The sequence below is a fragment of the Pseudomonas pseudonitroreducens genome, from assembly GCF_021603645.1.
Classification (GTDB): Bacteria; Pseudomonadota; Gammaproteobacteria; order Pseudomonadales; family Pseudomonadaceae; genus Pseudomonas; species Pseudomonas pseudonitroreducens.
Window position 1 is genome coordinate 192,034 of record NZ_BQHJ01000014.1, and the last position, 12,820, is coordinate 204,853.

Annotated in this window: 10 protein-coding genes and 2 pseudogenes; 6 read left to right on the forward strand and 6 right to left on the reverse strand. The window is 60.4% G+C overall.

From position 1 onward, the window contains the following. Nucleotides 1–13: 13 nt before the first annotated feature. Nucleotides 14–262: pseudogene (locus L6D89_RS28430) on the forward strand (integrase core domain-containing protein); the annotation flags it as partial. 131 nt (nt 263–393) lie between these two features. On the opposite strand, the gene L6D89_RS28435 reads toward L6D89_RS28430, so the two are convergent. Then, nucleotides 394–777: a hypothetical protein gene (locus L6D89_RS28435; RefSeq protein WP_034037815.1), complete on the reverse strand. Its 384-nt coding sequence runs from the start codon at nt 775–777 to the stop codon at nt 394–396. Between the two features lie 302 nt (nt 778–1,079). Between L6D89_RS28435 and L6D89_RS28440 the strand changes: the two genes are divergently transcribed. Next, the gene (locus L6D89_RS28440; protein ID WP_050157837.1) at nt 1,080–1,577 is read left to right on the forward strand and encodes a hypothetical protein; all 498 of its coding nucleotides are present in this window, start codon (nt 1,080–1,082) and stop codon (nt 1,575–1,577) included. Here the strand turns inward: L6D89_RS28440 and L6D89_RS28445 are convergent. Genes L6D89_RS28445 through L6D89_RS28455 form a run of 3 tightly spaced genes read right to left on the reverse strand, consistent with a single transcriptional unit; the run spans nt 1,574 to nt 5,546 of the window. After that, nucleotides 1,574–1,981, reverse strand: a complete 408-nt coding sequence (locus L6D89_RS28445; protein WP_034037813.1) for a hypothetical protein — start codon at nt 1,979–1,981, stop codon at nt 1,574–1,576. The genes L6D89_RS28440 and L6D89_RS28445 overlap by 4 nt on opposite strands. Before the next feature lie 35 nt (nt 1,982–2,016). Further along, nucleotides 2,017–4,983 (reverse strand): Tn3 family transposase, encoded by a 2,967-nt coding sequence (locus L6D89_RS28450; RefSeq protein ID WP_001138070.1) that lies wholly within the window; start codon nt 4,981–4,983, stop codon nt 2,017–2,019. Nucleotides 4,984–4,985: 2 nt separating this feature from the next. Further along, nucleotides 4,986–5,546 carry a recombinase family protein gene (locus tag L6D89_RS28455; RefSeq protein WP_003124096.1) on the reverse strand — a complete coding sequence of 187 codons (561 nt, stop codon included), beginning with the start codon at nt 5,544–5,546 and terminating at the stop codon, nt 4,986–4,988. A 297-nt stretch (nt 5,547–5,843) separates the two neighbouring features. On the opposite strand from L6D89_RS28455, the gene L6D89_RS28460 reads away from it, so the two are divergent. Together L6D89_RS28460 and L6D89_RS28465 are read left to right on the forward strand one after the other, a co-directional pair. Beyond that, nucleotides 5,844–6,404 carry a recombinase family protein gene (locus L6D89_RS28460; RefSeq protein ID WP_033958617.1) on the forward strand — a complete coding sequence of 187 codons (561 nt, stop codon included), beginning with the start codon at nt 5,844–5,846 and terminating at the stop codon, nt 6,402–6,404. 3 nt (nt 6,405–6,407) lie between these two features. Next, nucleotides 6,408–9,374, forward strand: a pseudogene (locus L6D89_RS28465) (Tn3-like element TnAs1 family transposase). Here L6D89_RS28465 and L6D89_RS28470 read toward each other — a convergent pair. Then, on the reverse strand, nt 9,371–9,889 hold the full coding sequence (locus tag L6D89_RS28470) for a hypothetical protein (protein ID WP_053528307.1): 519 nt from the start codon (nt 9,887–9,889) through the stop codon (nt 9,371–9,373). The pseudogene L6D89_RS28465 and the gene L6D89_RS28470 overlap by 4 nt on opposite strands. Nucleotides 9,890–10,043: 154 nt before the next feature. On the opposite strand from L6D89_RS28470, the gene L6D89_RS28475 reads away from it, so the two are divergent. Then, nucleotides 10,044–10,340 carry a heavy-metal-associated domain-containing protein gene (locus L6D89_RS28475; protein WP_087784043.1) on the forward strand — a complete coding sequence of 99 codons (297 nt, stop codon included), beginning with the start codon at nt 10,044–10,046 and terminating at the stop codon, nt 10,338–10,340. A gap of 457 nt (nt 10,341–10,797) precedes the next feature. After that, a complete protein-coding gene (locus L6D89_RS28480) occupies nt 10,798–11,643 on the forward strand; it encodes an AraC family transcriptional regulator (RefSeq protein WP_003464995.1) in 846 nt (281 codons plus the stop codon). 29 nt (nt 11,644–11,672) lie between these two features. Here the strand turns inward: L6D89_RS28480 and L6D89_RS28485 are convergent, their stop codons facing one another. Continuing rightward, a complete protein-coding gene (locus tag L6D89_RS28485) occupies nt 11,673–12,191 on the reverse strand; it encodes a YkgB family protein (protein ID WP_003464991.1) in 519 nt (172 codons plus the stop codon). Nucleotides 12,192–12,820 lie beyond the last annotated feature (629 nt).

Sequence of the window (12,820 nt, forward strand, 5' to 3'; positions counted from 1 at the left end):
TCCTATCGCCCGGAAACCCTCAGTTGGCAGCAAGGGCGATAGCTACGACAACGCCTTGGCCGAAACCATCAACGGGCTGTACAAGGCCGAGCTGATTTACCGTCAATCATGGAAGAGCCGCGAAGCTGTTGAGATGGCGACTTTGAAATGGGTGCACTGGTACAACCACCAACGCTTGCTGAGCTCAATCGGATATATCCCGCCCGCGGAGGCTGAGGCAAACTTCCACCAGCAACAAGCAGATCAGGCCATGGCGGCCTGACTTAAACGGAACGGCCTCCACAAAACCCGGGGCGATTCATTAATAGCGGCCCTCCGTTTACCTAGCTTGCCCCTTGCTCGACGGCGCTCCATACGATCTATGCGTTGCTGTGTCCGGTTCAGGCGACTTTGTCAGAACTGAGTTTTCTGGAGCGTTTCAGCTACTGCGGCAGAATGCTTGGCCCTACCTTTGGTTGCAGTGACCTTCTGGGTGGTTGTAATCACTTCAATCTTGAGGGAGAAGTCATTGGCATAGGGTCGGTTCTGAAAGAGCTGCCGGAGGTAAGCTACAAATCGCTCAGCTAGCTCGACGCTATCCAGGTAGAGCGTCTTGTACGAGAGGCGACCGGTAGGGCTCGCATAGAGCCCGGCAACGATGTCCTCATCTCTATAGTGGGGATTACTAAGATTCGACGGGATAAGACGGTGGGGTATCTCGACTCGGACCGTCGCGTACTCCACGACCGATTTGTTCGGAAAATCCCCAGCGCTACGCAACTTCTTTGAGCCGGTCATGACATCAGTCCTTTACTGTCAAAAATCATTGTGACGTTATCACGCCTGAGGCAAACCACATCGGAGCGCAGTAGCTTTCTCAAACCAGCACTCTGTTCAGACTGAACTCACTACCCAAAAGTGTATCCGGACGTTTATTACCGGTCCCTGCTGCCCGTTCCGTTCCGTGGCGTGGCCTGGCGGCCATGATCGCGATTTGAATTACCTGCGTGAAATAATGCTGGGCCTAGCCTAAAGTCAGTTGCCGCATTCAATATGGATAGCCAGCTAGGACAGCCGGCCCCCTCGAAAGGAGTTCGACCATGCCCATGATCCTTCGCTACCTCTCCGTCTCCCTCGCTTCCGCCCTGGTGGCCGGTTATGTGGCCCTGTGGCTGGCCAACCCCGTGCCCCTGGAACAGCCCCATGCCGTTGTTCGCCCGCCGCTTACTATTGAGCAGCAAGGCGATGACCTGATGTTGTGGGGTGCCTGGAATACGGTGGCCGGCTACGAGCCGCCCGGAGTGAATGCGGTGGAGATTCGTTGCAACCGCGGCAGCAGCACATGCCAGGAGGCCTATGCCTCGATCCTGCAGCATGACCAGGGCGAAGACCTGGAAGCCCAGGTGTACAGCTACGAGGTGGTGGAGTGGACGGAACAGATGCTGCGTGCCACCGCGTTGATGCCCAGTACGCAATGCGTGATGCGCAGCCTAGTGGTTTCCCTAACGGATGGCGCCGCCACCCTGGAGCTACTGCCGAACGGTGACGACTGTCAGTTCGACGCCAGCGCTGCGGTGCTGGAAGGCGACCCGCTCTAGGCCGTTACCAGGCTCGGCCAGCGGTCGTGCACCGCTGGCATACCCTGCGGCGGGGTGGTGGTGACCACGTAGACCCGCCGTTCTTCCCCGTGCTCGATCAGCAGCGCCTCGATGGCTTGGCCTGGCTCCAGGTCGAACCAGTGCGAGGCACCTGATGCGTCTTTCTCCATAAAGCGTTCGACCAGCACGTGCACTGGCTGCGGGTGGTAGCGCGCCCATTTGCCGGCGGTGATGGAGTCGGTTCGGGCCCAGCCGGTGGCGGGCAGGTGGCCGGGTTGCTCTTTACGGCGGCCCCAGGCGACCCAGGCCACTGCACCGTCGGCCTGACGCACGGGCAGGGCGGCGCATGGGTTGGGGAAGTAGATTCGCAGTTGCTGGCCAGTTTGGGTGTAGCGCCCGGCCACTTGGGGTCGCCTCAGAAAACGGAAAATAAAGCACGCTAAGCCGGTTGCAGCGGTCGTAGCGGCCTGAACTTGCCCGCGCCGATCTTGGCGCTGCTGCGCCAGAGGTAATCGCCGGTGAGGTTGATGTGCTCCCAACCGAGCGGCGACAGGTACTGCAACAGCGCGTCATCAACGGCATGGCCGTTGCCACGCAGCGCGTGCGCAGCCCGTTCCAGATAGACCGTGTTCCACAACACGACGGCAGCCGTTACCAGATTGAGGCCGCTAGCCCGGTAGCGCTGCTGCTCGAAACTGCGGTCGCGGATTTCACCCAGGCGGTTGAAAAACACTGCCCTGGCCAGCGCATTGCGCGCCTCGCCCTTGTTCAGGCCGGCATGCACGCGGCGGCGCAGTTCCACGCTTTGCAGCCAGTCCAGGATGAACAGCGTGCGCTCGATGCGGCCCAGCTCGCGGAGCGCCACGGCCAGGCCGTTCTGGCGTGGGTAGCTGCCGAGCTTTCGGAGCATCAGGGAGGCCGTCACCGTGCCCTGCTTGATCGAGGTGGCCAGCCGCAGGATTTCGTCCCAATGGGCGCGGACGTGCTTGATGTTGAGCGTGCCGCCGATCATGGGTTTCAGCGCGTCATAGGCGGCGTCGCCCTTCGGGATGTAGAGCTTGGTGTCGCCCAGGTCGCGGATGCGCGGCGCGAAGCGGAAGCCCAGGAGGTGCATCAGGGCGAAGACGTGATCGGTGAAGCCCGCCGTGTCGGTGTAATGCTCCTCGATCCGCAAGTCGGACTCGTGGTACAGCAGGCCGTCGAGCACGTAGGTCGAATCGCGCACGCCGACGTTCACGACCTTGGTGTGAAATGGCGCGTACTGGTCAGAAATGTGGGTGTAGAACGTCCGCCCTGGGCTGCTCCCGTATTTCGGGTTGATGTGGCCGGTGCTCTCGGCCTTGCTGCCGGTGCGGAAGTTCTGGCCGTCCGACGATGAGGTGGTGCCGTCGCCCCAGTGCTCGGCGAAGGGATGGCGGAACTGTGCGTTGACCAGATCGGCCAGCGCCGCCCCGTAGGTTTCGTCGCGGATGTGCCAGGCTTGCAGCCAAGCCAGCTTGGCGTAGGTCGTGCCGGGGCAAGACTCCGCCATCTTGGTCAGGCCCAGGTTGATCGCGTCGGCGAGGATCGTGGTCAGCAACAGGTTCTTGTCTTTGGCCGGGTCGCCCGATTTCAGATGCGCGAAATGCCGAGTGAAGCCCGTCCATTCGTCCACCTCCAGCAGCAGTTCGGTGATCTTGACGTGCGGCAGGATCATTGCCGTCTGGTCGATCAGCGCTTGGGCGGTGTCGGGTACCGCCGCGTCGAGCGGCGTGATCTTCAAGCCTGACTCGGTGATGATGGCGTCCGGCAGCTCGTTGGCCGTCGCCATACGGTTGACGGTGGCAAGCTGTGTTTCCAGCAGCGTCAGCCGGTCGTTCAGGTACCGGTTGCAGTCGGTGGCCACGGCCAGCGGCAATTCGCTGGCCTGCTTGAGGCTGGCGAATTTCGCGGGCGGCACCAGGTAGTCCTCGAAGTCCTTGAACTGGCGCGACCCCTGCACCCAGATGTCGCCGGAACGCAACGCGTTCTTCATCTCCGACAGCGCGCACAGTTCGTAGTAGCGCCGGTCGATGCCGGTGTCGGTCATGACCAGCTTCTGCCAGCGCGGCTTGATGAACTCGGTCGGCGCGTCGGCGGGCACCTTGCGGGCGTTGTCGCTGTTCATGCCGCGCAGCACCTCGATGGCGTCGAGCACGTCCTTCGCGGCGGGAGCGGCCCGCAGCTTGAGCACGGCAAGGAATTCCGGCGCGTAGCGGCGCAGCGTGGCGTAGCTTTCGCCGATGCGGTGCAGGAAATCGAAGTCCTCGGGCTGCGCAAGCTTCTGCGCTTCGGTGACGCTCTCGGCGAAGGCATCCCAGGACATGACGGCCTCGATGGCGGCGAACGGATCGCGGCCCGCCTGCTTGGCCTCGATCAGCGCCTGGCCGATGCGGCCGAACAACCGCACCTTGGCGTTGATCGCCTTGCCGGACGCCTGGAATTGCTGCTGATGCTTGTTCTTGGCGGCGTTGAACAGCTTGCCCAGGATGCGGTCGTGCAGGTCGATGATTTCGTCGGTGACGGTGGCCATGCCCTCGATGGCAAGCGCCACCAGGGTGGCATAGCGTCGCTGCGCCTCGAACTTGGCCAGGTCGGCGGGCGTCATCTGGCCACCCTCACGGGCGATCTTGAGCAGGCGGTTCTGGTGCACCGACCGCTCGATGCCAGAAGGCAGGTCGAGCGCCTGCCACGCTTTGAGGCGTTCGATGTGTTCCAGCATGTGCCGCGAATTCGGTTTGACGGGCGATTGGCGCAGCCAGGCCAGCCAGGTCGTTTTGCCGTTGTCCCGACGCTTGAGCAGATCGTCGAGGCGGCGGCGATGCGCGTCCGACAGCGGTTCGGCCAAGGCATCGTAGATGCGCCGGTTGGCGCGGGTGATTGCTTCGGCGCTCGCCCGCTCGACGGCGTTGAGGGCAGGCAGAATGACCGACTGCTGCCGCAGGTGCTCGATCAAGGTGCTGGCCAGCACGATGCCCTTGTCGGTCTGCAAGGCCATCTCGGTCAGCAACTGGACGGCCTGCCGGTAGTGGCCCATGGTAAAGGGCTGGAAGCCGAACACCGTTTGCAGTTCGACCAGGTGCTCGCGCCGGGTCTGCTCCCGCTGCCCGTATTCGTCCCAGCTTTCGACGCTGACCTTGAGCTGGTCGGCGACCAGTTTCAACAAGGGCGGAAACGGCGGCTCATCGACGCCCAGGATGACACCAGGAAAGCGCAGGTAACAGAGCTGCACGGCGAAGCCCAGCCGGTTGGCCGGGCCGCGCCGCTGCCGGATGATGGAGAGGTCGGTTTCGCTGAACGTGTAGTGACGGATCAACTCATCCTTGGTGTCCGGCAACGCCAGCAGGCTTTCGCGCTCGGCGGCGGACAGGATTGAACGACGTGGCATATTTACTGATCCGTTCTCAAGTATTGATACAGGGTTTCGCGACTGATTCCGAATTCACGAGCCAGCTTGGTCTTTTGCTCGCCAGCCTCGACACGTTGGCGCAGTTCGGCAATACGCTCAGACGACAGGGATTTCTTCCTGCCACGGTAGGCCCCGCGCTGCTTGGCGAGCGCGATGCCCTCGCGCTGCCGCTCGCGGATCAAGGCGCGTTCGAACTCGGCGAACGCGCCCATTACCGACAGCATCAGGTTCGCCATCGGCGAGTCCTCGCCGGTGAAGGTCAAATGCTCCTTAAGGAACTCGATGCGTACGCCGCGCTGGGTGAGGCCCTGCACCAGGCGGCGCAGGTCGTCGAGGTTGCGCGCCAGACGATCCATGCTGTGCACCACGACCGTGTCGCCTTCGCGCACGAAGGCGAGCAGCCGTTCCAGTTCGGGCCGCCGTGTGTCCTTGCCCGACGCCTTGTCGGTGAACACTTTATCCACCTGGATCTGTTCGAGCTGCCGTTCTGGGTTCTGGTCGAAGCTGCTGACGCGGACGTAACCGATGCGCTGACCGTGCAAGGTATCCTCCTGAGGGAAATGTGTCAGGAAGAAATCTATGACCCTTGACGGCGTATGTCAATCAATTCGGAAGGCAACTCTATTCTGACGATTTAGCGCCGGATGGTCTGACGCCAAGTTAGGGTATACCCTAACTTGATGTCAGGCAGGGCCGCGCCGCTTCGTCAGAATAGAGTCTGCTTTCCAATTTTTTGACACATGCCCGCGAAGGTTATAGATTTCAGCCTGACAGAAACGGGGTTTGAGGCGCAACGGAACAGAAAGTGCACTTAAGCCGCCTTCAACCAAGGAGACATCGTGCAGGGGCACCGCATCGGCTACGTCCGGGTCAGCAGCTTCGACCAGAACCCGGAACGCCAACTGGAACAGACCCAGGTGAGCAAGGTGTTCACCGACAAGGCATCCGGCAAGGACACCCAGCGCCCCCAGCTCGAAGCGCTGCTGAGCTTCGTCCGCGAGGGCGACACGGTGGTGGTGCACAGCATGGATCGCCTGGCCCGCAACCTCGACGACCTGCGCCGCCTGGTGCAGAAGCTGACCCAGCGCGGCGTGCGAATCGAGTTCTTGAAGGAGGGGCTGGTATTCACCGGCGAGGACTCGCCGATGGCCAACCTGATGCTGTCGGTAATGGGGGCCTTCGCTGAGTTCGAGCGCGCTCTGATCCGTGAGCGGCAGCGCGAGGGTATCGCCCTGGCCAAGCAGCGCGGCGCGTACCGGGGCCGCAAGAAGGCCCTGTCCGACGAGCAGACTGTTACCCTGCGGCAGCGGGCGGCGGCAGGTGAGCCCAAGGCGCAGCTCGCCCGCGAGTTCAACATCAGCCGCGAAACTCTCTACCAGTACCTCCGCACGGACGACTGACACATGCCGCGTCGCTTGATCCTCTCGGCCACGGAGCGGGACACCCTGCTCGCGCTGCCGGAAAGCAAGGATGACCTGATCCGCTACTACACCTTCAACGATTCCGACCTGTCACTGATCCGCCAGCGGCGCGGCGACGCCAACCGTCTGGGCTTTGCGGTGCAACTCTGCCTGCTGCGCTACCCCGGCTATGCGTTGGGCACTGACAGCGAGCTGCCCGAACCGGTCATCCTGTGGGTGGCCAAGCAAGTCCAGACCGATCCGGCGAGTTGGACGAAGTACGGCGAGCGCGATGTGACCCGTCGCGAGCACGCTCAGGAACTGCGCACCTACCTTCAACTGGCCCCGTTCGGCCTGTCCGACTTCCGCGCCCTGGTGCGCGAGCTGACCGAACTGGCCCAGCAGACCGACAAGGGCTTGCTGCTGGCCGGCCAGGCGCTGGAGAGCCTGCGGCAGAAGCGACGCATCCTGCCGGCGTTGAGCGTGATCGACCGGGCTTGCTCGGAAGCCATTGCGCGAGCCAATCGGCGGGTCTACCGCGCCCTGGTCGAACCACTCACGGACTCGCATCGGGCCAAGCTGGACGAGCTGTTGAAGCTCAAGGCCGGCAGCAGCATCACCTGGTTGACCTGGCTGCGCCAGGCACCGCTGAAACCCAACTCTCGGCACATGCTGGAACACATCGAGCGGCTGAAGACATTTCAGCTGGTGGACTTGCCCGAAGGCCTTGGCCGGCACATCCACCAGAACCGCCTGCTCAAGCTGGCCCGCGAGGGTGGGCAGATGACGCCCAAAGACCTTGGCAAGTTCGAGCCGCAGCGACGTTATGCGACCCTGGCCGCCGTGGTACTGGAGAGCACTGCAACCGTGATTGATGAGCTGGTGGATCTGCACGACCGCATCCTGGTCAAGCTGTTCAGCGGCGCGAAACACAAGCATCAGCAGCAGTTCCAGAAGCAGGGCAAGGCGATCAATGACAAAGTGCGCCTGTACTCCAAGATCGGCCAGGCGCTGCTGGAGGCAAAGGAAAGCGGCAGCGATCCCTACGCCGCCATCGAGGCGGTGATTCCCTGGGACGAGTTCACCGAGAGCGTCAGTGAGGCCGAGCTGCTGGCCCGGCCGGAGGGCTTCGACCACCTGCACCTGGTCGGCGAGAACTTCGCCACCCTGCGCCGCTACACGCCGGCCCTGCTGGAGGTACTGGAGCTGCGCGCCGCCCCGGCCGCACAAGGCGTGCTGGCAGCCGTGCAGACCCTGCGCGAGATGAACGCCGACAACCTGCGCAAGGTGCCGGCCGATGCCCCCACCGCCTTCATCAAGCCGCGCTGGAAGCCGCTGGTGATCACCCCGGAAGGCCTCGACCGGCGCTTCTACGAAATCTGCGCGCTGTCCGAGCTGAAGAACGCCCTGCGCTCCGGCGACATCTGGGTCAAGGGCTCGCGGCAGTTCCGCGACTTCGACGACTACCTGTTGCCGGCCGAGAAGTTCGCCGCGCTCAAGCGGGAACAGGCCCTGCCGCTGGCGATCAACCCGAACAGCGACCAGTACCTGGAAGAGCGCTTGCAGCTGCTGGACGAGCAGTTGGCCACTGTCGCCCGCCTGGCCAAGGACAACGAGCTGCCCGATGCCATCCTCACCGAGTCCGGCCTGAAAATCACCCCGCTGGATGCGGCGGTGCCGGATCGGGCGCAGGCGCTGATCGACCAGACCAGTCAGTTACTGCCGCGCATCAAGATCACCGAACTGCTGATGGACGTGGACGATTGGACGGGCTTCAGCCGCCACTTCACCCACTTGAAGGACGGGGCCGAGGCCAAAGACCGGACGTTGCTGCTGTCCGCGATCCTCGGTGATGCAATCAACCTCGGACTGACCAAGATGGCCGAGTCGAGCCCCGGCCTGACCTACGCCAAGCTGTCCTGGCTACAAGCCTGGCATATCCGCGATGAAACCTATTCGGCGGCCTTGGCCGAGCTGGTCAATCACCAGTACCGCCATGCCTTCGCTGCCCATTGGGGCGACGGCACCACCTCATCCTCCGATGGCCAGCGCTTCCGCGCTGGCGGCCGGGGAGAGAGCACCGGGCACGTCAACCCGAAGTACGGCAGCGAGCCAGGACGGCTGTTCTACACCCACATCTCCGACCAATACGCGCCGTTCAGCACACGCGTGGTGAATGTCGGCGTCCGAGATTCCACCTATGTGCTCGACGGCCTGCTGTATCACGAGTCCGACCTGCGGATCGAGGAGCACTACACCGACACGGCCGGTTTCACCGATCACGTCTTCGCCCTGATGCACCTGCTGGGCTTCCGCTTCGCGCCACGCATCCGCGACCTCGGCGAAACCAAACTGTACGTGCCGTAGGGCGTGCAGGCCTACCCGACGCTGCGCCCGCTGATCGGTGGCACCCTGAACATCAAGCACGTGCGCGCTCATTGGGACGACATCCTGCGCCTGGCCAGCTCGATCAAACAGGGCACCGTTACCGCCTCGCTGATGCTGCGCAAGCTCGGCAGCTATCCGCGTCAGAACGGCCTGGCTGTCGCCCTGCGCGAACTGGGCCGGATCGAACGCACGCTGTTCATCCTGGACTGGCTGCAAAGTGTTGAACTGCGCCGCCGCGTGCATGCCGGCCTGAACAAAGGTGAGGCGCGCAACTCGCTGGCCAGGGCGGTGTTCTTCAACCGCCTTGGGGAAATCAGGGATCGGAGCTTCGAGCAGCAGCGCTACCGGGCCAGCGGCCTCAACCTGGTGACGGCGGCTATCGTGCTGTGGAACACGGTGTACCTGGAGCGCGCCATCCAGGGGTTGGTCGAGGCCGGCAAGCCGGTGGACGGCGAGCTGCTGCAATTCCTGTCGCCGCTGGGCTGGGAGCACATCAACCTAACCGGCGATTACGTCTGGCGGCAGAGCCGCAGACTGGAAGACGGGAAGTTTCGGCCCCTACGGATGCCCGGAAAACCTTAGCGTACGATTTTTTCCGAATTCTGCGGGCTCCCCTCCATCATGTATTGATGCTGCTTCATCTGCTCAGGCGTCATCTGGGAGTAGTGGCTGCCCATTTGATCCCAGCCCATCATGTGACCACCTCCCATCATCTGACCGTCACCCATCATGTGGCCACCTCCCATCATCTGACCGTTACCCATCATATGGCCACCCATCATGCCCCCTCCGCAGCACCCCATCATTCCGCCGCCACGCATTCCGTTCATCATGTGCATTCCTTGCTGCATCATGGTTTGGTGCTCTTGCATCAGTTTCTGACGCTGTGCAGGGTCGCTAGCTTTCTGGATTTGGCTCATTTGCTCCTGCATTTTCTTGAGATTTTCTTGTGCCTTCGCCATCTCTTGGTCGAATTGCTCAACGCTTATCGGTTGCTGTTGGGCCGATTTAGCAGCGGTTGAGTCCTGCTGCGCGGAGGCTAATGCGGGGAAAAGCGCTGCCGCCAAAGCGACGGCGGCGAGTTGGGATGCTTTCATCTTCTACTCCTTGCAGCGGGTGATTGATCGAGGGTGAATCACTACTTTCCAATATAGACCTCAATTTTTGGCATAGCCTGACTGGGATCAATGGTTGACCCTGTACCTGCTACAGGGTGTATTTAGGCTGCCTACTTGTTAGGAGGTGAACGGGATGAGTGGTGACAAAGCTTGTGGTTGTGCGAATAGCGTTGCACCGTCGAATGAGGTGTCCACCCGAAGCAATGGGGCTGCGTGGGTCAGTGAGTTTTCTGTACCCAAGATGGATTGTCCCTCTGAAGAACGCATGATTCGCTTGGCTTTGGAGGGACTGGAAGGTATCGAGTCGTTATCCTTCGATCTCAGTCAACGGCGCGTTCACGTCTATCACTCGGGGGCGATAGATCTGCACGCTAACAAGCTCGATTCCTTGGGCCTTGGCTCGACCCTGATAGGTACGTGTTGGCGCTGATGGAAAATTGACCCACCCTGCCGATTGAAATTTGACCCAGGGCGGATTGCTGATTTTGTTACCAGCAACACCTTATCGCAGACAGCCGCGATTCAAGTGACTGCTAGGGTCTCTAGGGGAGGGAAGAGTAGGTCGGGGGAATGGTTGGGCCGAAGCTCGACGACATTAAATTCGAAGAGCGCTAGGCTGAAGCTTACGATCAACCTTCCGGATATCTGATCGACTGCACCGCAAAGTGCTGTTGCCAGGTACTGTAAAATAGAAGAGTGAGCACTTGATTTGCTGGTGCTTTCAAACAACGGTGTTGTTTTTTTAACAGCCGAACTGGAAAGGGAGGCTGAGCTGCTCAGTGATCACTTTATCCGTTGGCTGATTTACGCCGGCATGTTCGCTACAGGCACTGAACGACAACGCAGATGGTATGGTCTGTGCGTTCTGACTCGTCAAGGATCGGCCAATGGATCGTTTGTCTAATTTGCTCTCGCGGTTCGGCGTGCGGGCCAATCTGTTCTATGACGGCGACCTATGCGGCTCTGCATCTTACGATGGCGCCGAGCGGCGAGGTTATATCCATCTGCTTCAGGCCGGCAGCGTGACGTTGCTTGGTCCCGATCGCAAGGATTTGCAGCTCACTCGCCCTAGCTTGATTTTTATGCCACGCCCCGCCAAGCATCAATTGTTTGCGGGTGAGTCCGATGGCGCAAAGTTGTTGTGTGCTTCCATGGAGTTTGAGGGCGGAATTGATAATCCTTTGTCGGCTTCATTACCGGACTGTTTGGTGCTCGCACTCGATGATCTGCCCATGCTGGCAGACACGTTGGAGTGGATGTTTGCCGAGGCGGCAAATGTGCATTGTGGAAGGGAAGCCGCGCTTGAGCGCTTATTTGAGCTCCTAATCATTCTGTTGCTCCGTTACCTGCTCGATCATCACCAGTTGCGCACCGGAATGATGGCTGGACTGGCCGACATGCGGCTTGCCCGATCGCTTTTACAGATGCACAACTCCCCGGAACATGCCTGGTCAATAGCAGAGCTGGCCAGTGAGTCAAATATGTCACGCGCTGCGTATGCCGTGCATTTCAAGAGTGTCATCGGACAGACGCCTGCTGATTATTTGTTGAGTTGGCGAGTTAGCCTGGCTCAGAAGCTGATGCGAGAAGGGCGCTCGATTACGCTGATTGCAGCTCAAGTCGGCTACGAAAGTCCTTCGGCGCTGTCTCGCGCATTTAGACGCAAGACGGGGTTGAGCCCTCGTGACTGGTTGAAAGATCTGGCGGGGGAAAATGATGGCAAAAAGGCCTAAGGCATTACTGCCTTAAGCCATTGAAAAAATTATGCATTAATTTTACGTTTTTCCAGTTCAACCAGCGAATGGCCTGCCACAAATATCGAAACAGCAAGCAACCCTAAGTCTTTAAGCAGAAACTGACCTGGCGCAACGGAAATCGCCGGAAACCCTAAACTAGGCTCAATGACGCCCGGAGTGGAAAACATAAAGCTAAGGGTTGTGAAGAACAGGCCTGCAGACAGAGCGCCTCCTACCACGGATAGTTTGGGCGACAGCATGCGGCCTGCGATCAGAGTGCCGATCGAAATCTCTAGTATGCCGAGCAGGCTGGAGAACATGTCGACCGAAAAAATGCTATACACCCATCCCAAAAGCGGGCTGTTGCTCACCAGTGGAACCAGGCCCTCGGCCTCGTAGTGGGTAAATTTCATGCCGCCGAACCAGAAGTAAATAATAGCGAGAGCCAAGTACGCGCCATAGATACCTAGCCCCATAGTTTTGGTTCCAAGCGTTAAGTGGGCCTGTACGCTGGACTTCGAGTTTTCAATGCCTATGGTTTTCATGTCTGAGCTTCCAGTAGTGAGTGAGAGTGTGTTGGCTGCCGAACGCCGTATGCGTTGGCGATGAGATTATTATGGCTGGCATCTCTAATCAAGAGGCATCAGAAAGTATTGATTTCAGTGCAGATCGTCTTGGGCGGTGCAATTCGCGATGAAGGGATCGCCGTGGAGAGCGATGAGTGCACTATTTCGATAAAGGAGTCGTTTTACATAGGTCGATGAAGCGCGTTGCGGCATCGCCTACTGTCATTTCTCAAATCTGACTATGGGGCTTGGGGCGAAGGGCGGCACTGACTAGGCTTAGAACAGCTACCAACTAGCCGCGCGGCCGCGATGCACAAAGAATGGTAACTGAGCCGTGAGTGCGGTGGGCGCCCGCATTTATTTCCAAACCCTACAGATACATCGATCTTCGACTTCAACCGGGCAGATAGCTGTTGCAGCAAGCCTATCAATCGACTTTGACGTGTTAAAGAGGATAGGTTTTCCAGGGTTGGGGAACAGCCAATGTCATCAACCTAAGCTGCAGCCCTGCCCAAGGCAAGCCCCCCGAAGCAGCCAGCCGCCATGGCCGTCGGGCGATGACCAGGCCTCTGCCGCTCAATCAGGCGGTCTAGCTGGGCTGGCGGTGA

What these genes read in the sequence shown, in the direction of transcription:
- L6D89_RS28435 (WP_034037815.1), bottom strand. Translation starts at nt 777, where the DNA reads ATGACCGGCTCAAAGAAGTTGCGTAGCGCTGGGGATTTTCCGAACAAA.
- L6D89_RS28440 (WP_050157837.1), top strand. Translation starts at nt 1,080, where the DNA reads ATGCCCATGATCCTTCGCTACCTCTCCGTCTCCCTCGCTTCCGCCCTG.
- L6D89_RS28450 (WP_001138070.1), bottom strand. Translation starts at nt 4,983, where the DNA reads ATGCCACGTCGTTCAATCCTGTCCGCCGCCGAGCGCGAAAGCCTGCTG.
- L6D89_RS28470 (WP_053528307.1), bottom strand. Translation starts at nt 9,889, where the DNA reads ATGAAAGCATCCCAACTCGCCGCCGTCGCTTTGGCGGCAGCGCTTTTC.
- L6D89_RS28475 (WP_087784043.1), top strand. Translation starts at nt 10,044, where the DNA reads ATGAGTGGTGACAAAGCTTGTGGTTGTGCGAATAGCGTTGCACCGTCG.
- L6D89_RS28480 (WP_003464995.1), top strand. Translation starts at nt 10,798, where the DNA reads ATGGATCGTTTGTCTAATTTGCTCTCGCGGTTCGGCGTGCGGGCCAAT.
- L6D89_RS28485 (WP_003464991.1), bottom strand. Translation starts at nt 12,191, where the DNA reads ATGAAAACCATAGGCATTGAAAACTCGAAGTCCAGCGTACAGGCCCAC.